Origin of the sequence: Arthrobacter sp. UNC362MFTsu5.1 (assembly GCF_000685965.1) — a bacterium.
Lineage (GTDB): Bacteria > Actinomycetota > Actinomycetes > Actinomycetales > Micrococcaceae > Arthrobacter.
In genome coordinates, this window is record NZ_JMLE01000032.1 from 25109 (window position 1) to 47594 (window position 22486).

The 22486-nt window shown below is 67.0% G+C and carries 20 protein-coding genes and 2 riboswitches; of the genes, 5 read left to right on the forward strand and 15 right to left on the reverse strand.

Features of this window, described 5'->3' with window-relative positions; all coding sequences use genetic code 11:
• From BS38_RS0121010 to BS38_RS0121020, 3 genes are all read right to left on the reverse strand, one after another.
• Nucleotides 1–1395 (reverse strand): MFS transporter, encoded by a 1395-nt coding sequence (locus BS38_RS0121010; RefSeq protein WP_028272554.1) that lies wholly within the window; start codon nt 1393–1395, stop codon nt 1–3.
• Between the two features lie 194 nt (nt 1396–1589).
• On the reverse strand, nt 1590–2804 hold the full coding sequence (metX, locus tag BS38_RS0121015) for a homoserine O-acetyltransferase MetX (RefSeq protein WP_081818999.1): 1215 nt from the start codon (nt 2802–2804) through the stop codon (nt 1590–1592).
• A gap of 12 nt (nt 2805–2816) precedes the next feature.
• A riboswitch (SAM riboswitch) is annotated at nt 2817–2932 on the reverse strand.
• Nucleotides 2933–3023: 91 nt separating this feature from the next.
• Entirely contained in the window at nt 3024–4340 is a 1317-nt protein-coding gene (locus BS38_RS0121020) for a bifunctional o-acetylhomoserine/o-acetylserine sulfhydrylase (RefSeq protein ID WP_028272556.1), read from the reverse strand.
• 74 nt (nt 4341–4414) lie between these two features.
• Nucleotides 4415–4530: riboswitch (SAM riboswitch) on the reverse strand.
• 160 nt (nt 4531–4690) lie between these two features.
• On the opposite strand from BS38_RS0121020, the gene BS38_RS0121025 reads away from it, so the two are divergent.
• Nucleotides 4691–5329 carry a VOC family protein gene (locus BS38_RS0121025; RefSeq protein WP_028272557.1) on the forward strand — a complete coding sequence of 213 codons (639 nt, stop codon included), beginning with the start codon at nt 4691–4693 and terminating at the stop codon, nt 5327–5329.
• Between the two features lie 150 nt (nt 5330–5479).
• On the opposite strand, the gene BS38_RS0121030 is transcribed toward BS38_RS0121025, so the two are convergent.
• Complete coding sequence (locus tag BS38_RS0121030) at nt 5480–6247, reverse strand: CPBP family intramembrane glutamic endopeptidase (protein ID WP_028272558.1); 768 nt, start codon at nt 6245–6247, stop codon at nt 5480–5482.
• An 85-nt stretch (nt 6248–6332) separates the two neighbouring features.
• Between BS38_RS0121030 and BS38_RS0121035 the strand changes: the two genes are divergently transcribed.
• Entirely contained in the window at nt 6333–7013 is a 681-nt protein-coding gene (locus tag BS38_RS0121035; protein ID WP_028272559.1) for a histidine phosphatase family protein, read from the forward strand.
• A 6-nt stretch (nt 7014–7019) separates the two neighbouring features.
• Here BS38_RS0121035 and hutI read toward each other — a convergent pair whose 3' ends face one another.
• The 4 genes from hutI to tdh are packed head-to-tail and all read right to left on the reverse strand — an operon-like array spanning nt 7020 to nt 11731.
• Nucleotides 7020–8240 (reverse strand): imidazolonepropionase, encoded by a 1221-nt coding sequence (gene hutI, locus BS38_RS0121040; protein WP_028272560.1) that lies wholly within the window; start codon nt 8238–8240, stop codon nt 7020–7022.
• Between the two features lie 11 nt (nt 8241–8251).
• Nucleotides 8252–9379, reverse strand: a complete 1128-nt coding sequence (locus BS38_RS0121045) for an NAD(P)/FAD-dependent oxidoreductase (protein WP_028272561.1) — start codon at nt 9377–9379, stop codon at nt 8252–8254.
• Nucleotides 9380–9419: 40 nt separating this feature from the next.
• Entirely contained in the window at nt 9420–10628 is a 1209-nt protein-coding gene (locus tag BS38_RS0121050) for a glycine C-acetyltransferase (protein ID WP_028272562.1), read from the reverse strand.
• Nucleotides 10629–10684: 56 nt separating this feature from the next.
• On the reverse strand, nt 10685–11731 hold the full coding sequence (gene tdh, locus BS38_RS0121055; protein WP_028272563.1) for an L-threonine 3-dehydrogenase: 1047 nt from the start codon (nt 11729–11731) through the stop codon (nt 10685–10687).
• Nucleotides 11732–11877: 146 nt separating this feature from the next.
• On the opposite strand from tdh, the gene BS38_RS0121060 reads away from it, so the two are divergent.
• A complete protein-coding gene (locus BS38_RS0121060; RefSeq protein WP_028272564.1) occupies nt 11878–12786 on the forward strand; it encodes a LysR family transcriptional regulator in 909 nt (302 codons plus the stop codon).
• A 100-nt stretch (nt 12787–12886) separates the two neighbouring features.
• Here the strand turns inward: BS38_RS0121060 and gatB are convergent, their stop codons facing one another.
• The 4 genes from gatB to BS38_RS0121080 form a co-directional block, all read right to left on the reverse strand.
• Nucleotides 12887–14395 (reverse strand): Asp-tRNA(Asn)/Glu-tRNA(Gln) amidotransferase subunit GatB, encoded by a 1509-nt coding sequence (gatB, locus tag BS38_RS0121065; protein ID WP_028272565.1) that lies wholly within the window; start codon nt 14393–14395, stop codon nt 12887–12889.
• The gene (gene gatA, locus BS38_RS0121070) at nt 14395–15951 is read right to left on the reverse strand and encodes an Asp-tRNA(Asn)/Glu-tRNA(Gln) amidotransferase subunit GatA (protein ID WP_028272566.1); all 1557 of its coding nucleotides are present in this window, start codon (nt 15949–15951) and stop codon (nt 14395–14397) included. The genes gatB and gatA overlap by 1 nt, the downstream gene beginning before the upstream one ends.
• A gap of 3 nt (nt 15952–15954) precedes the next feature.
• On the reverse strand, nt 15955–16251 hold the full coding sequence (gene gatC / locus BS38_RS0121075; protein WP_028272567.1) for an Asp-tRNA(Asn)/Glu-tRNA(Gln) amidotransferase subunit GatC: 297 nt from the start codon (nt 16249–16251) through the stop codon (nt 15955–15957).
• A gap of 161 nt (nt 16252–16412) precedes the next feature.
• The gene (locus BS38_RS0121080) at nt 16413–17900 is read right to left on the reverse strand and encodes a CitMHS family transporter (RefSeq protein WP_028272568.1); all 1488 of its coding nucleotides are present in this window, start codon (nt 17898–17900) and stop codon (nt 16413–16415) included.
• Between the two features lie 177 nt (nt 17901–18077).
• Here BS38_RS0121080 and BS38_RS0121085 point away from each other — a divergent pair, with 177 nt between their 5' ends.
• Together BS38_RS0121085 and BS38_RS0121090 are read left to right on the forward strand one after the other, a co-directional pair.
• Nucleotides 18078–19868: a sensor histidine kinase gene (locus BS38_RS0121085; RefSeq protein WP_028272569.1), complete on the forward strand. Its 1791-nt coding sequence runs from the start codon at nt 18078–18080 to the stop codon at nt 19866–19868.
• On the forward strand, nt 19861–20523 hold the full coding sequence (locus BS38_RS0121090) for a response regulator (protein ID WP_028272570.1): 663 nt from the start codon (nt 19861–19863) through the stop codon (nt 20521–20523). The genes BS38_RS0121085 and BS38_RS0121090 overlap by 8 nt, the downstream gene beginning before the upstream one ends.
• A 123-nt stretch (nt 20524–20646) precedes the next feature.
• Here BS38_RS0121090 and BS38_RS0121095 read toward each other — a convergent pair whose 3' ends face one another.
• The 3 genes from BS38_RS0121095 to BS38_RS25880 form a co-directional block, all read right to left on the reverse strand.
• Complete coding sequence (locus tag BS38_RS0121095) at nt 20647–21030, reverse strand: RidA family protein (protein WP_028272571.1); 384 nt, start codon at nt 21028–21030, stop codon at nt 20647–20649.
• 47 nt (nt 21031–21077) lie between these two features.
• Nucleotides 21078–21581, reverse strand: coding sequence for a GNAT family N-acetyltransferase (locus tag BS38_RS0121100; RefSeq protein ID WP_028272572.1), 504 nt, complete (start codon nt 21579–21581; stop codon nt 21078–21080).
• A gap of 102 nt (nt 21582–21683) precedes the next feature.
• On the reverse strand, nt 21684–22486 hold an 803-nt coding region (locus BS38_RS25880), incomplete at its 5' end, for an inositol monophosphatase family protein (protein ID WP_043439510.1).

Genomic DNA, 22486 nt, shown 5'->3' on the forward strand with positions numbered 1-22486 from the left:
CTACTTCCTGGCGGAGACTTTGGACGCGGCCAGCAGGTCCGCCGTGCCCTGCGCGTCGGCAGCGTCGACATCATGCAGTGAAATTCCCCGGGTTTCCTTGAGGAAGTACACCGCCACCAGCGTCACCAGGCAGGCGCCCAGCAGGTAGAACGCCACCGGGACTGAGGACTTGAAGTTGCTCAGCAGCGCCGTGGCGATGATCGGGGCCAGGGAGCCGGCAACGATCGAGGTGACCTGGTACCCGAGTGACACGCCGGAGTAGCGCATCCGGGTGGGGAACATTTCAGCCATGATCGCCGGCTGGCCGGCGTACATCAGTGCGTGGAACAGGAGTCCGATGGTGATGGCGGCGAGGATGACGAGGTCATTCTTGGTGTCCATCATCGGGAAGGCGAAGAAGCCCCAGGTGCCGCCGAGGATGGCGCCGGCCATGTAGACGGGCTTGCGGCCGAAGGCATCCGAGAGCTTGCCGACCATCGGCACGGTGCAGAAGTGGATGAAGTGCGCCACCAGCAGGAGCAGGAGGATCCTGGACGTGTCGGTCTGGACCACAACCTTCAGGTAGGTGATGGAGAACGTGACCACGAGGTAGTACAGGATGTTTTCCGCAAACCGCAGGCCCATGGCGGTGAAGACACCGCGCGGGTACCGGCGGAACACCTCTGCCACGCCGTAGCCCTTGTTCTCAACGACGACTTCCTTGCGTGCCTCGAGGAAGATGGGGGCATCCTGGACCTTGGTCCGGATGTAGTAGCCCACGATCACGATCACTGCGGACAGCCAGAAGGCGACGCGCCAGCCCCAGCCGAGGAAGTCGGCCGAGGACAGCGTGGAGGACAGCGTGAACAGCACGCCGGTGGCGAGCAGGTTGCCCATGGGAACGGCGGACTGCGGCCAGCTGGACCAGAATCCACGGGACTTGCTGGGGCTGTGTTCAGCCACGAGCAGCACGGCGCCGCCCCATTCCCCGCCGACGGCGAAGCCCTGAACAAACCGCAGGAACACCAGCAGGGCGGGAGCCCAGTAGCCGATCTGCGCGAAAGTGGGGAGGCAGCCCATCGCAAAGGTGGAGACGCCCACCAGGATGATGCTCAGCTGGAGCAGCTGCTTGCGGCCGAACTTGTCACCGAAGTGGCCAAAAACGATGCCGCCGATGGGACGGGCAACGAAGCCCACCGCGTACGTGACGAAGGCGGCAATGATCCCGTCCAGCTCCGTGCCGGAATTGGGGAAGAACATCTTGCCGAAAACCAATGTTGCCGCCGAGGCGTAGAGGAAGAACTCATACCACTCAACAACAGTGCCGGCCATCGAGGCCGTCACCACCTTCTTCAGGCCGGAGGCCTTGACGTCAGTCTCATCTACGCGCCTTGCGGCGGAGTCTTGCGTGCTCATTTGTGAACTCCTTCGGCGTCTCCGTCGACGCCATGTGGACCATTCCGTAGCGGCCGCGTGTGATGTGCACCACCAACGCGCGCCGGTCCCCTAGAGTATGGACTCACATTGCCGCAGGCTCAACGCCATTTTCTGCAGGACTGCTCTGCAAAAATGCACATTGGGCCAGCGGGCGATATGCGAAGAAGCGCGGCCTAGGCGAAGAAGTTCTGCCGCAACTGCGTGCTGAGCTGGCCGATCTCGGTCAGGAAGCCGTCATGGCCGATGGGCGCTTCGATGACGTGCACGGGCACATCCCCCGGGAGCGCCGCCGCGAGTTCATAGGACTGCGCCGGAAAATACAGCCGGTCCGTATTCACGGCGGCTATAAAGAACTCGGCCGTGGCCCGTGCCAACGCGTCCTTGAGCGGACCGCGCCCGCGGCCCACGTCGTGGCTCATGAGCGCTTCGGTGATGGCGATATAGCTGTTGGCATCGAAGCGCCGGACCAGCTTGGTGCCCTGGTGGTCGAGGTAGCTCTCCACCTGGTAGCGGCCGCGGCCCCCCAGCGACACCGCTTCGAGCGGGCTCTCGCTGCTCTGCGCGTTGCGGCCGAACCGGGTCTCCAGCTCGTACGCGGACCGGTACGTGATGTGGGCTATCCTGCGCGCCAGGGCCAGGCCGGCTTCCGGCTCCGGGCCGCCGTAGTAATCGCCGTCGTTGAAGTTGACGTCCTGGCGGATGGCGAGGGTCTGGGCCTGGGCAAAGGCGATCTGCTCGGCCGTGCTGCTGGCGCCGATGGATATCACGGCACAGCGCCGGACGCGGTCCGGGTAGCTCACGGCCCATTCCAGCGCCCGGGCTCCGCCCAGGGAGCCGCCCAACACCGCGTACCAGCTCTCGATCCCCAGTGCATCCGCCAGCCGGGACTCGGCCGCCGTCGTGTCCCGCAGGGTCACCAGGGGGAAGCGCGAACCCCAGGGCTTGCCGTCCGGGGCCGGGGTGGACGGGCCGGTGGAGCCGTAGCAGCCGCCCACGATGTTGATGGAGACCACGAAGTACTTGTCCGTATCAACGGGGGCGCCGGGGCCGGCCAGCTGTTCCCACCAGCCTTCTTCGTCGCTGGCACCCCTGGTGACGTGCGTGGTGCCGGTGAGGGCGTGCTGCACCAGCACGGCGTTGGAACGGTCCGCGTTCAGCGTGCCCCACGTTTCGTAGGCGAGCGTCACGTCCGGAAGAAAGCCGCCGGCCTCCAGTTCCAGCCCGCCAACGCTGAGGAACTTGACGGTGCCGTCAGGGGCGTTGGTGTCCACTGTGTTGATATCTGTCCGGGTTTCCGCCGTGCTGGCGCCCGTGCTCTTATCCGCGTTCTTTTCCACTTCGTGGACATTTGTTTCGGGTACACCGCTGCGGGTGACGGCAATCGTCATCTGAGGACCTCTTCTTCGCGCTTGCCCGCCGCCAACTGGCCGGCAGGCCAGGTCTTCACCCGGGGCACCCCGCCGCAAAAGGAGGGTTGCCGGCCAGCAAGCCGGGGCTGTCGCTGGCACTCATGACCTTCAAAGAGTCTACGAAATGCGTCGCCGCAATGGCTAAGAATGTGACATCAATATGACTCCCGGCGTCGTGGACGCCGGGAGTCATAGTGCTCAGTCGCCTTTGGCGGCGCGGAAACCGGCATCCAGGTCGGCGATGATGTCGTCGATGTGCTCCAGCCCCACCGAGAGGCGGACCAGGCCGGGGGTCACGCCGGCAACGGTCTGCTGCTCCGCCGTCAACTGGCTGTGCGTGGTCGACGCCGGATGGATGACCAGGGAGCGCACGTCGCCGATGTTTGCCACGTGGGAGTGCAACTCCAGGGCGTCCACGAACCGCTTGCCCGCCTCGGCCCCGCCAGCGATGTTGAAGGACACGATCGCACCGGTGCCCTTGGGTCCGTACTTGCGGCCGCGCTCGTACCAGGGGCTGGACGGCAGGCCCGCATAGGCGACGGATTCGACGTCGTCCCTGGACTCCAGCCACCCGGCGACGGTCACCGCGTTGGCAACATGCCGCTCCACGCGCAGGCTCAGGGTTTCCAGCCCCTGGGCGATGAGGAAGGCGTTGAACGGGGATACCGCCGAACCGAGGTCGCGCAGCAACTGGACGCGGGCCTTGAGGATGTAGGACAGGTTCGCGCCCAGGGCACCGCCCGCCCCGAGGTCGCGGGCGTAGACAAGGCCGTTGTAGGTGGGGTCCGGCGTGTTGAAGCCCGGGAACTTCTCCGGGTCCTTTCCGAAGTCGAAGTTGCCGGAGTCCACGATCACTCCGGCGATGGCGCTGCCGTGCCCGCCGAGGTACTTCGTGGCCGAGTGGACCACGATGTCGGCACCCCATTCCAGCGGCCGGATGAGGTACGGCGTGGACAAGGTGTTGTCCACGATCAGCGGGACGCCGGCCTCGTGGGCAACACGGGACACGCCTTCGATGTCCAGGACATCCTGGCGCGGATTGGAGACCACCTCGGCGAAGAAGAGCTTGGTGTTCGGCCGGACGGCATCCTTCCACTGCTGGAGGTTGTCCGGATCCTCGACGAACGTCACGGAGATGCCGAACTTCTTCAGGGTGTGGGCCAGCAGGTTATAGGTTCCGCCGTAGAGGCTGGGGCTGGCCACCACATGGTCGCCGACTTCGGCCACGTTGAGGATGGCGAAGGTTTCGGCAGCCTGGCCCGAGCTGAGCAGCAGCGCCGCCAGGCCACCTTCCAGGCTGGCAACGCGCTGTTCCACCGCATCCTGGGTGGGGTTGCCGATGCGGGTGTAAATGGGCGCCAGTTCGGCCAGCGCGAAGCGGTTGGCGGCGCTTTCGGCGCTCGGGAACACGAACGACGTCGTCTGGTAGATGGGCAGTGCCCGGGCACCGGTGGCGCTGTCCGGCACCTGGCCGGCGTGGATCTGGCGGGTTTCGAATGACCATGCGTTGGACATCTGGGAGCTCCTTCTAAGGAAGGGCACCTCGGCCGTGCCGGACATGCCGTACTGGACATGCCCTGGCAGGACTGGTGCCGCGCTTGCCGCCCGGCGGTTGCCGGAAGGCCAGGTCTTCACCCGGGGCACCCCACCGCGGAACGAGGGTTGCCGGCCAGCAAGCCGGGGCTCGATGCTGGCGCTCATGACCTGGGCCCAGTCTAGGAAGGGCGGATCGCCTGTGAACAGCTTTGTGACGAAGGACGTCAGCGGCGTGATTTCACGGGCCTTGGGCGGGTCCGCGATGACATCCCATCTTGGTTAGGCCACCCTTAGCTGAGAGCTCCATCACAAAGTGCCAAGATGAGGGCATGCGCATGGATCACGTCTCTTACGCCTGTGAACAAGATGGCTTGGCTGCCACCACCGAACGTATTGCAACCGCCCTCGGCGTCGAAGCCGTGAAGGGCGGGGTACACCCCCGTTTTGGCACCCGCAACATGATTATCCCGCTCGCCGGGCACAAGTACCTGGAGGTGGTGGAGGTCCTGGACCACCCTGCCTCCGACAAGGCTCCGTTCGGGCAGGCTGTCCGGGCACGCTCCGCAGCCGGCGGCGGCTGGATGGGCTGGTGCGTCGAAGTGGACGACCTGGCACCGTTCGAAGAACGCCTCGGCCGCTCGGCTGTCAACGGCAACCGCAAGTTCCCCGACGGCCGCGAACTCGTCTGGAAGCAGATCGGCATCCTGGGCCTCATTGCAGACCCGCAGGTTCCGTACATGCTCAAGTGGGAAGGCGACCCGGAACTTCACCCGTCCAACGCCTACCCGAGCAACGTTAAGATGTCCAGCCTCACCATCGCCGGCTCGGCCGAACGCGTCACGGAATGGCTCGGCCAACCGGTGGAGAAGCCCCTGGAGGATGTGGCCGTTGAATGGGTCGCCCCGAAGGGAACGCCCGGAATCCTCTCAGTCACCTTCGAGACCGCCTCCGGGGCAGTAACCATCTGACCCTGTTCCACAAGGTGGTCCCCCAAGGGACCACCCGGCAGCCTGCTGCCCCCGATCTTCGGCCGCTATCAGCGGGTGCCAACGACGCCACCCACCGATAGCGGCCGAATTCTTTTAACCCGGCCGGTTCGGCTAACCCAGCCCGATCGGCTAACCCAGCCCGATCGCCTTGCCGAACAGGCTGAAACCGATGAACGCAACGATGTCCAGCAGCGCATGGGCGATCACCAGCGGCATCACGCGGCGGGTCTTGGTGTAGATCCAGGCGAACACGACGCCCATCACAGCGTTGCCGATGAACGGGCCGAATCCCTGGTAGAGGTGGTAGCTGCCGCGGAGCATGGAACTGGCGAAGATGGCCAGCGGCATGCTCCAGCCGAACTTCCCGAGCCGGTCCAGCAGGTAGCCCACCACAATGACTTCCTCGACGATCCCGTGCCGCACTGCGGAGAGGATCAGCACGGGAATGGTCCACCAGTACGCATCCAGCGCGCTGGGGATGATGGCGGTGGTGATGCCCAGGGCCCGGCCGGCCGCGTACAGCCCCAGGGACGGGATGCCGATCAGCGCTGCCAGGCCCAGCCCCTGCAACAGGTCCTTCCCCGGTCGGACGAAGTTGAAGCCGAGTTTGCGGAACGCCGAAGCGCCGGACTCCCCCGCCCCCCGGTGTTCGGTGAGGAAATAGATGACCAGGACCACCGGAACCAGGGCGAACATAATGTCCAGCAACTGGTAGGTCAGGTCGAAGTATTCGCGGCTGCTCTGCGAGCGGTTGAGGGTGGACGTACCTTCCGCCAGGGGCGCCCGCGTCAGCTTGTCGAGCAGCTGCACCACCGAATACACGGCGGACTGCCCCAGCGACAGACCCAGGACAATCCAGACTTCGATCCGCAGACGACGGCGGGAGGGAACCAGCATGTTCCTATCTTGCCTGCACTTGCTGGTTCTTTCCTGTCCGCCGCCTCCCTGAAGCCCTGCGGCCCGGGGCCTATGCTAGGAATTTATGAGCGCGCCCGACAAAATCATCATGATCCGGCACGGCCAGTCCGCCGCCAACGCCGACACCTCCATCTACAACAGGGTGCCGGATTACCGGATACCGCTCACGGAACTCGGCGTGGCACAGGCGCAGGCCGCCGGCGAGCAGATCCGCCGGGAGCTGGACGGGCAGCAGGTGTGCGTTTACGTCTCGCCCTACCTCCGGGCCTACCAGACCCTCGAGGCGCTCAACCTGGGCCCGCTCATTGAACGGGTCATCGAGGAGCCCCGGCTCCGGGAGCAGGACTGGGCGAACTTCCAGATCGCCGGGGACATCGAGGACCAGAAGGAACTCCGCAACGCGTACGGCCATTTCTTCTACCGGTTCCGTGAAGGCGAATCCGGCTCGGATGTCTACGACCGGATCTCCTCCTTTATGGAAACCCTGCACCGGCACTGGGCCAGGCCGGACTACGCCCCCAACGCGCTCTTTGTGACGCACGGGCTCACCATGCGGCTGTTCTGCATGCGCTGGTTCCACTGGTCCGTGGAGTATTTTGAGTCACTGAACAACCCGGACAACGCCGAAGTGCGGACCCTGGTGCGCACCCGCGTGGGCAAGTATGAACTGGACCAGCCCTTCAGCCAGTGGGTGGACCGCCGGGTGGATGAAACCGTCCTGGATGCGCCGCCGATGGTCTTCTGAGGCACCCTAGCGGGCGCGGACGCCTGCACGCCAGACGGCGTGGGTCAGCGGGATGCCCGGCCGGTAGGCCAGGTGGGTGGCGGACGGGGCGTTCAGCAGGTGCAGGTCCGCACGGTGGCCGACGGCGATCGACCCCACCGCCCGTTCGCCGTCGACGTCGTTCCCCACCTCCCGGTGCAGCGCCAGTGCGCCGCCGTATGTGGCGGCCCGGACGGCCTCGTGGACGCTTAGCCGCATCTGCAGCACTGCGGTGGTGACACAGAACGCCATGGAGCTGGTGTAGGAGGTGCCGGGGTTGCAGTTGGAGGCCAGGGCGACCGGCACGCCGGCGTCGAGCAGTTCGCGGCCGGGAGCCAGCGGCTGGCGGGTGGAGAGGTCGCAGGCCGGCAGGCACGTGGCCACGGTCCCCCTGCCGCCGGCGGCGAGCCCGTTGCCCGCGCCCTGCCACCCGGACCAGCTGCCCGCCAGGGCGTCCACGTCCGCGGCCGACAAATAGTTCACGTGGTCCACGCTGGCCGCCCCGAACTCCACTGCCAGCTGCACGCCGGGTCCTTCGCCGAGCTGGTTGCCGTGGACGCGCAGCCCCAGTCCCGCTTCCTTGCAGGCCTGCAGCACGCGGCGCGACTGTCCTTCGTTGAACGCCCCCTGCTCGCAGAACACGTCCGCCCAGCTGACGTAGGGGCGGACGGCAGCCAGCATGGGTCCGCACACCAGGTCGGTGTAGTCGTCGGCATCGGCGCCGGCAGGGACCAGGTGGGCGCCGAGGTAGGTCACTTCGTCAGCCACGGTGGAGGCGATGCGCGCACTGCGCGCCTCGTTCTCCACGTCCAGGCCGTAGCCGGTCTTGGTTTCCAGGTAGGTGGTTCCCTGCGAGACCGCTTCGGCCACGCGTCCCAGGGCCAGCCGGGTGAGGTCGAAGTCGCCCGTCTCCCGGGTGGCGCCCGTGGTCACGGCAATGCCGCCGGCGCTGTAGCTCTCGCCGGCCATCCGCGCCTCGAACTCGGCGGTGCGGTCGCCGGCGAAGATCAGGTGCGTGTGCGAATCCACCCAGCCCGGGAGCAGGGCGCGGCCTCCGGCGTCCACGGAATCGTCAGCCGCCGGGGCCGCCGACGACGGTCCGATCCAGGAGATGCGCTCCCCCTCGATCACCACGGCGGCATCCTTGAGGACGCGGTGCTCCGCGTCCTGGGTCATCAGCTCGGCAATGTTGGTGATGAGGGTGCTCATGAGTCCATTCTTCAGTGCCGGATGGACCAGCGGGTCGCGGCCAGGGCCGCCGCTGTCCGGGATGCCGGACTGAGCCCGGCTTCCTCGCCCCAGGCACGCTGACCCACGGACGGGCCGGCCAGGATCAGCTCCGCAGCCAGTTCCGCGATGCCGGACGACGTCTGGAAACCGTAGCCGCCCTGCCCGGCGAGCCAGAAGAATCCGGTGGCTTCGGCGTCGAACCCCACTACCGGGACGCCGTCGGCGGCTTCCGTTCGCAGGCCGGTCCACGCGGACTTCACGTTCCTGATGCCCAGCGTGGTCACCGCATTGAGCCGCGACACCAGCGCCTCGACGTCGCCCGGGTAGGGCTTTGCGTCCTCGGGGCCGCTCGGCACGGATTCCGACGGCGAAATCAGTACGTCGTCGCCTTCCTTCCGGAAGTAGAACGATTCGTCCGCCGCCGCCACCATGGGGCAGGACTCCGGGAGGGAACGTTCGACGTCGACAATCGCCGCGGTGCGGCGGTACGGCTGGAGGCCGAGCTTCTCCACGCCGCTGATCACGGCCAGTTCATCGGCCCAGGCACCGGCGGCATTGACGACTACGCCGGCCTCGAATGCTTCCTGGCCGGCCCCGAGCTCCCAGCCGGAACCCAGCCGCTGTGCGGAATGGACCTTGGCGCCGGTGATGATGTCCACACCGCCCGCCTCGGCCCGCTGCCTGTGGTCCTCCAGCAGCACCGGCGCGTTGCAGGCGAACGAACCGGTGTCCAGGCCGGCGGCAGTGAAGAATCCGGGATCCAGCACGGGGCACAGCGCCAGGGCCTCGTCATGGGAAATCCGGTGCATGTGGCCGCTGGCTTCTTCCCGGACCGAGTCCTCGTCGCCGATCAGCATGAAGCTGCGCGGCGACAGGACTGGAACCTGCAGTTCCGCGTCCCGCGCCGCGATCAGTCCAAGGGTGCGGAGGGTCAGCTCCTGCACCACCACCGGGCCGTAGCTGGGGATCAGTTGCCGGGCCGAACGGGCCGACGTGTGATACGCCAGGGACTGTTCGGCCTCCACGAGCGCCACGCTGCATTTACCGGCCAGGGCGGAGGCCAGGGACAGCCCGGCAATGCCGCCGCCCACAATCACCACATCGTAATTTGCTGACATGACTACATCCTTACACCCGTCAGGACGTCACGTCAGTACCTCAGGCTCCCACCGCGTCGCGGCTGTCCACGAACGCCCTGACGCACGCCTCCACATCCTCGGCGCTGTGCGCTGCGGAGAGCTGGACCCGGATCCGGGCTGCCCCCTTGGGCACCACGGGATAGCTGAAGGCGGTGACGAACACGCCGTGCTGGAGCATCCGGTCCGCCACCTTCGCCGCCATCACGGCGTCCCCGAACATCACCGGCACAATCGCGTGCTCGCCGTCCAGAAGCTCAAAACCTTCTTCCGTCATACGGGTCCGGAACAGCTCGGCGTTGGCGAACAGCGTGGAGCGCAGCTCGGCGGAGTTCTCCACGAGGTCCAGTGCCTTCAGCGTCGCTGCGACGATGGCCGGCGCGAGCGAGTTGGAGAACAGGTAGGGGCGCGCCTTCTGCCGGAGCATGGCCACCACTTCGGCGCGGCCGGAGACGTAGCCGCCGGAGGCGCCGCCCAGTGCCTTGCCGAACGTGCCGGTGTAGATGTCCACCCGGTGGCCCACGCCGGCGTGCTCGGGGGTGCCCGCGCCGGTGGATCCCATGAAGCCCACGGCGTGCGAATCGTCCACCATCACCAGCGCGTCGTACTTCTCGGCCAGGTTGCAGATGGCTTCGAGCGGGGCCAGGTAGCCGTCCATGGAGAACACGCCGTCCGTCACGATGATCTTGCGGCGGGCAGGCTTCCCCTGCGTGGTGGCCTCGATCAGTTTCGCTTCCAGGTCCGCCATGTCGCGGTTGGCGTAGCGGAACCGCTGGGCCTTGCAGAGCCGGATGCCGTCGATGATGGACGCGTGGTTCAGGGCGTCCGAGATGATGGCATCCTCCGCCCCGAAGAGGGACTCGAACACACCGCCGTTGGCATCGAAGCAGCTGGAGAACAGGATGGTGTCCTCGGTGCCCAGGAACCTGGAGACGCGGGCCTCGAGAGCCAGGTGCAGGTCCTGGGTGCCGCAGATGAAGCGCACGCTGGCCATGCCGAAGCCGCGCTCGTCCATGGCTGCCTTGGCAGTGGCGATGATGTCCGGGTGGTCCGCCAGGCCCAGGTAGTTGTTGGCGCAGAAGTTGAGCACGTTGGCCCCGGCCTCGCCGATCTGGCCGGCCGTGATGTGGCTGGCCTGCGGCGAGTCGATGTGGCGTTCGGTCTTGAACAGGCCTGCGGTGCGGATCTCGTCCAGCTCGTTCTGCAGCTGGTCCTTGATGGCTGAATACATGGGGGTTGCTCCTCAGCTGGGTGAATTCGTGGGGTTGTAGCGCCGGGCGGTGCGGGCTAGAAGACGGTCCAGTCGAGGACCACTTTGCCACCCACGCCGGCGCGGGCAATCTCAAAGCCCTTCTCCCAGTCCGTGGCGGGCAGGGTGTCCGTGACCACCGCCGAGATGTTGGCGTGCAGCACCGGGTTGGAGGACAGCATGGCGCTCATCGCGTACCAGGTCTCGAACATTTCCCGGCCGTAGATGCCCTTCATGGTCAGCATATGCGTGACCACCTTGCCCCAGTCGATATCAATGGACTGGCTCGGCAGGCCCAGCATCGCAATCCGGCCGCCGTGGTTCATGTTGTCGATCATCTCCGGCAGGGCGGTGGGGTGGCCGGACATTTCCATGCCGATGTCGAAGCCTTCGCGCATGCCCAGTTCGCGCTGGGCGTCCTTGACCCGCATCTTCGAGACGTCGATGGCGAGGTCCACGCCCAGCTGGCGGGCCAGCTCCAGGCGCGGGGCGGAGACGTCGGTGATGGCGATTTTCCGGGCTCCGGCATGGCGGGCGACGGCGATGGCCATGAGGCCGATGGGCCCTGCGCCCGTGATCAGCACGTCCTCGCCCACGAGCGGGAAGCTCAGGGCCGTGTGGACGGCGTTGCCGAAGGGATCGAAAATGGCGCCCAGTTCGGGGGTGACGGAGGGATCCTGGTGGACCCAGACGTTGGTCTCGGGGATCACCACGTATTCGGCGAAGGCGCCGTCACGCTGGACGCCGACGCTCACGGTGTGGATGCACATCTGCCGCCGGCCGGCGCGGCAGTTCCGGCAGATGCCGCAGACAATGTGCCCTTCGCCGGAGACCCGGTTTCCTACCTTGACGTCGCGGACGTCCTCGCCGATTTCCACTACTTCGCCGTAGAACTCGTGGCCGGCGATCAGGGGCGCCTCGATCATGCCCTGCGCCCAGGCGTCCCAGGACTGGATATGAAGGTCCGTGCCGCAGATCCCGGTGGTCATCACGCGGATCTTTACGTCGCCCGGGCCGGTTTCCGGCTCGGGGCGGTCCACCAGCTCAAATCCGGCGTGTGCGCCGGCTTTGTACAGAGCCTTCATTGGCTTCCTAACTCTCGGTGTTGCGTCGTGCGGTGCCCGCGGTGTGTCCGGGCTGGCTCCCTTCATTAGAACCACAAAGAAGCATTAGCACAACCGAATTCTTCTCAATCGACGATTTAGGTTTCGCTAAGCAATAGACTCGGGGCATGGAAATCCATCAGCTGGAAATGCTCCGGGAACTCGGCGCCCTTGGCAGCGTCAAAGCGGTGGCCGAAACGCTCCTGGTCACCCCGTCCGCCGTATCCCAGCAACTGGCTGCACTCCAGCGCAGCGTCGACGTGCCGCTGACCCGCAAGGAGGGCAGGAACCTGGTGCTGACCGAAGCCGGCCAGGCACTGGCCGACGCCGGTGCCGCCGTCGTCAGCGCGATGGCCGATGCGCGGATGGCGATCGGGGCCTACCACGGTTCCACGGTGGCGCCGGTGACGGTGAGCGGTTTCCACAGCGCCGGGCAGGCGCTGTTCGCTCCGCTGGCACGGCTGCTCGACTCGCCGGACAAGCCACGAGTGCTGCTCTCCGACGAGGACGTCGCCCAGCAGGACTTCCCCGCATTGACCGCCCGGTATGACCTCGTTCTGGCGCACCGCATGGACCACAGCCCCCGGTGGCCGGAGGAACGGGTGGCCGTCATCCCGCTCGCACACGAACCGCTGGACGTGGCATTGTCCGCCGGGCACCGGCTGGCGGGCAAGGAAACGCTCACGGCGCACGACGTCGTCGGCGAACCATGGGTGACCAGCCACACAGGCTACTCCCCCGCGGACGTGCTGTCCGCCGTCGCCGCCGTGTCCAGCAGGGAACTGAACATCGTCCACCGGATCAACGACTATTCCACCGTGGCCGGGCTGGTGGCCACGGGCAGCGTGATCGGGCTGCTGCCCCGGCACACCGCGCGGCCTGTGTTGAACCCGGAAATCGTGCTGCGGCCGCTGCAGGGCATCAGCACCCGGCGCCGGATCGACATCCTGGCCAGGCCGGAAAACCTCAAGCGAACCTCGGTGATGATGGTGTGCGAGGCCCTGGAGGACATCATGGCCGGGCTGGTCTCCCCGTAGCCCCGGCCCTCCCCTTAAACCCCAACTGGGTCGCAGTAGATGTCGTTATGAGCGTTCTAAACGACATTAACTGCGACCCAGTTGGGTTAAATCAGGGAACTTAGCCTTCGACGCCGAGGCGCTCCAGGATCAGCTCCTTGACGCGGCCGGCGTCGGCCTGGCCGCGGGTGGCCTTCATGACGGCACCAACAATGGCACCGATCGCCTGCAGCTTGCCGCCGCGGATCTTGTCCGCGACGCCGGGCTGCGCGGCGAGGGCAGCGTCGATGGCTTCGAGGAGGGGCCCGTCGTCGGAGACCACGGCCAGGCCGCGCTTCTCCACGATCTCCGCCGGGGTGCCTTCGCCGGCGAGCACGCCGTCGAGCACTTCGGCGGCCATCTTGTTGTTGATCTTGCCGGCCTCCACCATCTTGTTCAGTTCCACGATGGTTTCGGGCTTGACGCCCAGCTGGCCGGGGTCGACGTCGGCGTTCTTGGCACGCCCCACGATCTCGCCCATCCACCATTTGCGGGCCACGGTGGCCGTGGCGCCGGCGGCGATGGTTTCCTCGATCTCATCCATGACGCCGGCGTTGACCACGTCGCGGAATTCCAGGTCCGAATAGCCCCAGTCGGCCTGCAGGCGCTTGCGGCGCTCGGCCGGCGGCTCGGGCAGGGTGGCGCGCAGTTCCTCCACCCATTCACGGGAAGCCACAATCGGAACCAGGTCCGGCTCCGGGAAGTAGCGGTAGTCATCGGCGTCGGACTTGGCCCGGCCCGACGTCGTCGAGCGGGTGTCCTCGTGCCAGTGGCGCGTTTCCTGGATGACCGGCTCACCGGAGTCCAGGACGGCGGCGTGCCGCTGGATTTCGTAGCGGACGGCGTGTTCGACGGCGCGCAGCGAGTTGACGTTCTTGGTTTCCGAGCGGATGCCGAAGCGTTCGCGGCCGTGCGGGCGCAGCGACACGTTGGCGTCGCAGCGGACGTTGCCGCGCTCCATCTTCGCGTCCGAAACTCCGAGGTTCTTGACGATCTCGCGGACCGCGGCGACGTAGGCCTTGGCCAGTTCCGGGGCACGGCTGCCGGCACCCTGGATCGGCTTGGTGACGATTTCCACCAGCGGAACGCCGGAGCGGTTGTAGTCCACCAGGGAGTAGTCCGCGCCCTGGATGCGGCCTGCGGATCCGCCCATGTGGGTAAGCTTGCCGGCGTCCTCTTCCATGTGGGCGCGTTCGATTTCGACGCGGAACACGGTGCCGTCGGAGAGTTCAATGTCCAGGTAGCCGTCGTACGCGATGGGCTCGTCGTACTGCGAGGTCTGGAAGTTCTTCGGGGTGTCCGGGTAGAAGTAGTTCTTCCGGGCGAAGCGGCAGGTCTCGGCGATCTTGCAGTTGAGCGCCAGGCCGATCTTGATGGAGGACTCGATCGCGGTCTTGTTCACCACGGGCAGCACGCCCGGCATGCCGAGGTCCACCTCGTTGACGTTCGTGTTGGGCTCGTCGCCGAAGACGTTCGGGGCGGAGGAGAACATCTTGGTCTTGGTGTTGAGCTCCACGTGGACCTCGAACCCCAGGACGGGATCGTACTTCTCCATGGCCTCTTCGAAGCTCAGGGTTGCGTCAGTGCTCATTATTTTGCCTCCTGGGTTTCGATCGAAGCGGCCAACTCCGGGGCGCGGTCCAGCAACGGGCCGCCCCACTGCGCCTCGAGCAGCGATTCAAGCACCGCACCTACGCGGTACAGGCGCGCGTCCTGGCGGGCAGGGGCCAGGAGCTGGATGCCGACGGGAAGCCCGTCCTCATCCGCCAGGCCGCCCGGCAGGGACAGCCCCGGGACGCCGGCCATGTTGGCCGGAATGGTGGCGACGTCGTTCAGGTACATGGCCAGGGGGTCGTTCAGCTTCTCACCGAGCTTGAAGGCCGTGGTGGGGGCCGTCGGGGAAATCAGCACGTCGGCCTGGGCGAACGCAGCCTCGAAGTCCCGCTGGATCAGGGTGCGGACCTTCTGGGCAGAGCCGTAGTAGGCGTCGTAGTACCCGGCGCTGAGCGCGTAGGTGCCCAGGATGATGCGGCGCTTCACTTCGTCGCCGAAGCCTGCGGCGCGGGTGGCGCCCATGACGCGTTCGATGGTGAGCGGCGCATCCTTGGGCAGCACGCGCAGGCCGTACCGGACGCCGTCGAACTTTGCCAGGTTGGAGGAAGCCTCCGAGGGCATGATCAGGTAGTAGGCGCCCAGCGCGTACTTGAAGTTGGGGCAGGACACCTCAACGATTTCCGCGCCGGCCTGCTTGAGCAGTTCGAGCGATTCGTTGAAGCGGTTCTCCACACCGGCCTGGTAGCCCTCGCCGTGGAGTTCCTTGATGATGCCGATCTTCATGCCATCCACGTTGCCCGTCCGTGCGGCGGCAACGAGGTCCTCCAGCGGGTCCGGCAGGGACGTGGAGTCATGCGGATCGTGGCCGCCGATGACCTGGTGCAGGAGGGCCGAGTCCAGCACGGTGCGGGAGACCGGACCGATCTGGTCCAGCGAGGAGGCCATGGCGATGGCGCCGTAGCGGGACACGCTGCCGTAGGTGGGCTTGACGCCCACGGTGCCGGTGACGGCGCCGGGCTGGCGGATGGATCCGCCGGTGTCCGTGCCCAAGGCCAGGGGCGCTTCGAAAGCGGCGACGGCGGCAGCGGAGCCGCCGCCCGAGCCGCCCGGGATCCGGTCCAGGTCCCACGGGTTGCGGGTGGGGCCGTAGGCGGAGTGTTCCGTGGAGGACCCCATGGCGAATTCGTCCAGGTTGGTCTTGCCCAGGATGGGCATCTTGGCGTCGCGGAGGCGCTTGACCACCGTGGCGTCGTACGGGCTGTGCCAGCCTTCGAGGATCTTGGAGCCCGCCGTGGTGGGCTGGCCGACGGTGACGATGAGGTCCTTGACGGCGATGGGCACGCCGGCGAGTTCATGGAGCTCTTCAGCTGCCGCGCCGCCGGCGGCGCGGATGGCGTCCACCTCTGCGGCGACGGCGAGCGCCTCCTCGGTGTTGACGTGCAGGAAGGCGTGGACGCCCCGCGGTCCGCCGTCAACCGCTGCGATGCGGTCCAGGTAGGCCTGGGTGACTTCTACGGAAGTGACCTCGCCGGCCGCGAGCTTTTCGGCGAGCGCGGCGGCGGAGAGGCGGATCAGAACGTTGTTCTCAGTCATGTATCAGTCCTCATCCAGGATGGCCGGAACCTTGAAGCGGCCTTCGTATGCGTCAGGGGCGCCGCTCAGGGACTGCTCGGCTGTGAAGGTGTGGCCCACAACGTCCTCGCGGAACACATTCGTCAGCGGAATCGGGTGGGACGTGGCCGGGACATCATCACCGGCGGCTTCACTTACGGACTTCACTGAATCGACGATGACGGCGAGTTCGCCGGCCATCCGGTCCAGCTCTTCAGCACTCATCTCGATGTGCGCGAGACGCGCGAGATGCGCGACGTCGTCGCGGTTGATCGCAGCCATGGATCTCCCCTGCAATGTAGTTTTGGTTTCCCCAATAGTCTACGTTGCAACAGTGTGCCCGCCTGACGACCCCCAGCGGGCGTCAGACGGGCAACACTGACCTGCGGCCCTGCCGCAAGAAGCCAGGCTGCAAGCAGCCGGCAGCCGCAGGCAGCTTTACCCTAGCCGATGCCGATGGCTCCCGTCAGCATTCCAATACCGAGCATTACGAGGGAGACGACGGCGCTGCGCCACAGCACCTTTTTGTGGTGGTCCCCCAGGTCCACCTTGGCCAGGGAAACCAGGAGCAGGATTGCCGGGACCAGCGGGCTCTGCATGTGGAACGGCTGGCCGGTGATGGAGGCACGCGCCATCTCGGCGGCACTGATGCCGTAGTGCGCGGCCGTCTCGCTCAGCACGGGAAGTACGCCGAAGTAGAAGGCATCGTTGCTCATGAAGAACGTCATGGGGATGCTCAGTACACCGGTGATGACTGCCATGAGCGGTCCCATGTCAGAGGGGATGATCTGCACGAGCCACGCGGACATCGCCTCAACCATTCCGGTGCCGGTCAGGACACCGGTCAGGACGGCGGCGGCCATGACCATGCTGACCACGGCCACGATGGACTGTGCGTGGGCCACGAGCTGGGCACCCTGGTCCTTGACGTGCGGGAAGTTGACCAGCAGGGCGATGGCCGAGCCCACCATGAACACGTAAGGCAGGGGCACGAGGTCGGCGATGAGCATGCCCATGACGGCGACGGTGAGGCCCAGGTTGAACCACTGCAGCTTGGGGCGCAGGGTCTTGCGGTTCGGATCCAGGGCGGTGCCCGCCATCGCGGAATCGCGGTCGTCCGCAGTGCTGTCCAGCGGGGTTTCGGTGCGCTCGAGGACTGCTACGGAGGATCCTGCCGGGGAGAGGTCTGCGGGGCCGCCCGTTGCGGGAACGGTGCCGGGACCCTTGCGTCCGCCGCCGGTTCCGGAACCGCCGGCAGTGCTGCCGCCGTCGAACCCTTCAGCGGTATCAGGCACGCCCCAGATTTCCGGCTGGGTGGCGCGGAGGCGGTTGCGTTCCTGCAGGCCGAGCACCCAGGCGAAGACCAGGACGACGGCGAGGCCGCCGATCAGCGACGGGATCATGGGGACGAAGACGTCATTGACGTCGATCTTGAGGGCGCTGGCGGCGCGGGCGGTGGGGCCGCCCCACGGGACGATGTTCATGGTGCCGTTGGCGAGGCCGGCGACGCAGGTGAGGACCACGGGGCTCATCTTCAGCCGGAGGTAGATGGGCAGCATCGCCGCGGTGGTGAGGATGAAGGTGGTGGAGCCGTCGCCGTCCAGGGACACTGCGGCGGCCAGGAGTGCGGTGCCCAGGACCACCTTGGCGGGGTCGTTGCCCAGCTTGCGGAGGATGAACCGCACCAGCGGGTCGAACAGCCCGACGTCGATCATCAGGCCGAAGTAGATGATGGCGAACATCAGCAGCGCGGCGGTGGATGTCATGGACTTCATGGAGTCCAGCACCATGTCCCCGATGCCCAGTCCGGCCCCGGCGAACAGCCCGAAGACGGTGGGGACGATGATCAGCGCCAGCACTGGCGTCAACTTCTTCGTCATGATCAGCACCATGAATACCGCGATCATGGCGAATCCAAGTAATACCAGCACGGCCGGCTCCTTTGTCAGTCAATGGCACCACTCCGGTGTGATGCGCACTACAGACGTTAGAGTGGCCCGCGTCACGGCCGTGCCTTTGGCTCAATTGATTGGCATACTGCTTATTGGGAGCATTTTGCTCATTTAGCTCAGCACCCCCGCTCCGTCACAAAACCCCTCAGGAGGGCAATGAAGCGTCCGGCACCGAGGCAGCCCCTGCGGTTTTCCACCCAGACCCTGCTGCTTCAGCTCGGGGTGGTTCTGCTCGTTGTGCTGCTCAGCGGCGCCGTGCATGCGTGGCTCACCTACGAGCGGCTTGGCCGGGAAGCCGAAAACCAGGCGCTCACCCTGGCCCGCACGGTCGCCTCGGATCCCGCGGTCCGCCGCGAGGTCCAGGCCATCAGCCGCGAGGCGGGCACTCCCCCGGCGCCGGTGCTGCTGGCCGGCCCCCTGATGGCGGTGGCCGAGGGGGCCCGGACCCGCACCGGGGCGTTGTTTGTGGTGATTACGGATGAAACCGGCCTGCGGCTCGCCCACCCGGACGCCGAACGGCTCGGCGAAAAAGTCAGCACGGATCCCTCCGAAGCCCTCTCGGGCAAAGAAGTAACCACCCGGAACACCGGAACGCTGGGACCCTCGGCAGGGGCCAAGGTACCGGTCTTCGCGCCGGACTCGGACACCGTGGTGGGCGAGGTCAGCGTGGGGTATTCCACCGAGAACGTGGTCCAGAGCCTCGCCCGCGACATCACGCCCATTGCGCTGACGGCCGCCGGCTCGCTGCTGGCCGGAATCCTGGCCTCCTTCCTGCTGCGTCGCCGCCTGCAGCGGCTGACGCTCGGCCTGGAACCGGAGGAGATCAGCACGCTGGTCCACGACCAGGTGGCCGTCCTCCAAGGCGTTGACGACGGCGTGATCGGCGTCTCGGCCGATGGCAGGATCAGCGTCTTCAACGCCGCCGCGCAGAGGCTCCTGGGACAGCCGGACCTTGCCGGCACGCCGTGGAAGCAGGCTCCGGTGCCGCAGCAGCTGAAGGCGCTGACCCTGCCGGACGCGGCCGAGGCCGACGCCGTCGAAGTCATCGCCGGTGCCCGCGTCTTGGTGGCCAGCGCCCGCAAGGCGCTGCACCGGCAGGAAGACCTGGGCTGGGTGGTGATGCTCCGCGACCGCACCGAGCTGCAGCACCTGACGCGCCAGCTGGATGCCGTGGGAACCATGTCCACGGCGCTGCGGGCGCAGCGCCATGAATTCGCCAACCAGCTGCACACCATTGCCGGGTTCATGAGCATCGGGCAGCACCAGCAGGCCCGCGACTACCTGGCGCGCCTGGCCGCCACCGGTCCGCTGAAGTTCCCGGTGGACCAGGCCGAACTGCTACAGGACCCGTACCTGCAGGCCTTCGTCGGTGCCAAGGGCGTCGAGGCGGACGAACGCGGCGTGACGCTGCGCATCGGCCCCGAAACGCTGGTGCGCGGCCAGGTCACCGAGCCGCAGGACGTGACCACGGTGCTCGGGAACCTGATCGACAACGCCGTGAACGCCGCCGTCGCCGGCTCCGCGGCGGAGCGCTGGGTGGAAGTGGAACTGCTGGACGAACCGGGGCCCGACGGCGGCACGCTGCACATCGTCGTCGCGGACTCCGGCGACGGCCTGGCCGCTGTCCCGCCGGGCGGCGCGGGCTCGCCAAGCGGAACCGGGGCGGGCGCCGCCGTGGCGGACGCGGTGTTCGCCGAGGGATTCACGACGGCGGCACGGCCGGCCCGTGCCGGCGGCGGGCAGGGACTGGGGCTGGCCCTCGCCCGGCAGCTCGCGCGGCGGCGCGGCGGGGACGTTCGGGTCCTGGAAACCGGCTCCCCCGGCGGCCCGGGCGCCGTGTTTATGGCGACGCTGCCGCGGACCACCGCCGACACGTCCGGGCCGGGGACAGGGCCAGGGGCAGGAACCGCGACCAAGAACACAGTTGGAGAGGACAACCATGCCTGAAGATCTCAGGGTGCTGATTGTGGATGACGATTTCCACGTCGCCAAGCTGCACGCTGCCTACGTGGATTCGGTGGCGGGTTTCATGGCACTCCCGCCAGCGGGGTCGGCGTCGCTGGCGCTGCAGGCCATCCACAGCCTGCGCCCCGACCTGGTGCTGCTGGATGTGTACCTGCCGGACGCGTCCGGCCTTGACCTGCTCGGGCAGCTGGACGTGGACACCATGATCCTGAGTGCGGCGTCGGACGCGGCGTCACTTCGGGTGGCGTTCCGCCGCGGCGCCCTGGGCTACCTGCTGAAGCCGTTCACGGCCGAGTCCCTGTCGCAGCAGCTCCGCTCCTATGCCCGGTACCGGCGGATCCTGGCCCAGCCGGGTGCGCTGGACCAGGACACGGTGGAACGCGCCAAACGCTCGCTGATCCCGGGGGACGTCACCCCGTCCGCCAAGCCGCGCTCCGCCACCGAGGCGGCAGTGCTCGAATCGCTGGAACCCGGTGAGCAGTACTCGGCGGCCGAAGTGGCCGGACGCGTCGGGGTGTCCCGGGCCACCGCCCAGCGGTACCTGTCCTCGCTGGCCGACGACGGCGCCGTCGACATCCAGCTGCGCTACGGAACCACCGGCCGCCCGGAACACCGCTACGGACTGCCGGCCAAATAATTCCCCGACGCGGCACGGTAACCGCCGATTGCCGCAAGGCGGAACAGGCATCCGGAAGCGTGCGTCTAAGCGAGGGACCAGCGAGCACGCGGAGGATGTCGGTTCCGCCTTGCGGGGAGCTGGCTAGCTGGCGCTCTTCTGGGCCACGAGTTCGATTTCGACGAGCATTTCGGGGTCGAGGAACGGCAGCACATGGACCAGGGACAGCGTGGGGCGGATCTCGCCGAACACTTCACCGTGCGCGCGGCCGGCGTCTTCCCACTTGCTGATGTCCGTCAGGTACAGCTTGGACTGCACGACGTCCTCGTAGGCAAACCCGGCTTCTGCCAGGACGGCACCAAGCTTTTCGAGGATGAACTTTGTCTGGGTGTAGAAGTCCTCGCCCACGATGCCGTTGTCGCCGCTCGCCGCAGTGGCGGAAATGTACAGGGTGTTGTCCACCTGGACGGCCCGGGAATAGCCGAGGGTCTGCTCCCATGAGGAGCCGGAGCCGAATGTCTTGCGCATGGGTGTGCCTTTCGATGGTGCCTGGAGTCGGCACCACTTTAGGGCGGCTACACGTCGAGCCGGTAAACCAGCAGCTTTATGTCGGTGTCCGACACGAACCAGTCGCGTTCGGGAACGCGCTGGAAGCCTGTTTTCCGGTACAGCCCGTGGGCGCTTTCCCAGGTGCGGCCGGTGGTCAGCGCCACGGCCTTGACCCCGTCCAGTGACTTCGCATGCGCAATGATCGCCTCGACCATGGCCTTGCCGGCGCCGCTGCGCTGCACCGACGGATCCACCACCAGCATGCGGAATTCGAGTTCGTCCGGCAGGGCGATGTCCGCAAACGGTTCACCGGCGACGGCGAGAGTCACCGAGCCGACGATGTGCCCCGCCCGCTCGGCTACCCAGATGGTGGCCTGCCGTGCCCGGGTGGCGACATCCTGGATCTGCTGCATGTACGGGTGGTCGGCACTCGCGAAGTAGCCCGCGGCGAGGTAGGCGTCCCGCGTAATGCGGGCCACGGCGTCGAAATCTGCCGGGACGGCCGGGCGAATGAGGATCTGCGAATGCACTTATCCATGGTAGTCGCCGGCAACACCCGGGCCGCCCGAAAAGGCCTTTTCCGTGACTGAACTATCAGTATGCGCGGAACGGGGCCCCTCACGGCGGGTGGCTCAGAGCGGGAACTTGCCCGACAGCTCAAGGGTCCCGGCGCACGTCCACGCCGCGAGGCGTTCATCGTCCGACGGTCCGCCGTCCAGGGGACTCGTGAGGCGCGGCCGGCGGACCCAGCATCCGGCCTCCTCGGCGATGAGCGCACCGGCCGAAAAGTCGTGCTCGTTGAGCCCGCGTTCGCCGAAGGCATCGTGGGTTCCGTCGGCCACAAGGCACAGGTCCAGCGCAGCCGAGCCCAGCCGGCGGATGTCGGCGAAACCCTCCATGAACCCGCCGAGGGCCTCGGCCTGTTCGGCACGGATGCCGGGATCGTAGCTGAAACCGGTCGCCAGGATTTGACCCGCACGGCCCGGAACGGGACCCGTGAGCTGGGTCCGCTGCCCTCGCTCCTCCAGCCACGCCCCTCCGCCGCGCGAGGCGTAGTAGACCCTGCCCAGTGCCGGGGCATTCACGACGCCGGCCAGCCAGGTGCCGTCGGGATCGGCCACCGCCACTGAGGTGCCGTAGTAGACGATGTTTCGGATGAAGTTGGTGGTGCCGTCCAGCGGGTCGATGGACCAGCGGTATCCGCTGGGATTGGCCCGGCTGAGGGTGCCGTGTTCCTCGCCGGTGACTGTGTCCTGCGGCCTGACGCGGTTGATCACCTCGCGCACGGCGTTCTCGGCGGCGACGTCAAAGGCCGTGACCCAGTCCCCGGAGGCTCCCTTGTTGCTGACGTCCAGGGCTTCGGCGTTGCGGGTGGCGAGCACGGCGGCCCCGGCGGCGGCAGCCGTCTTTGCCACCTCCAGCAGGTCGGCGGGGG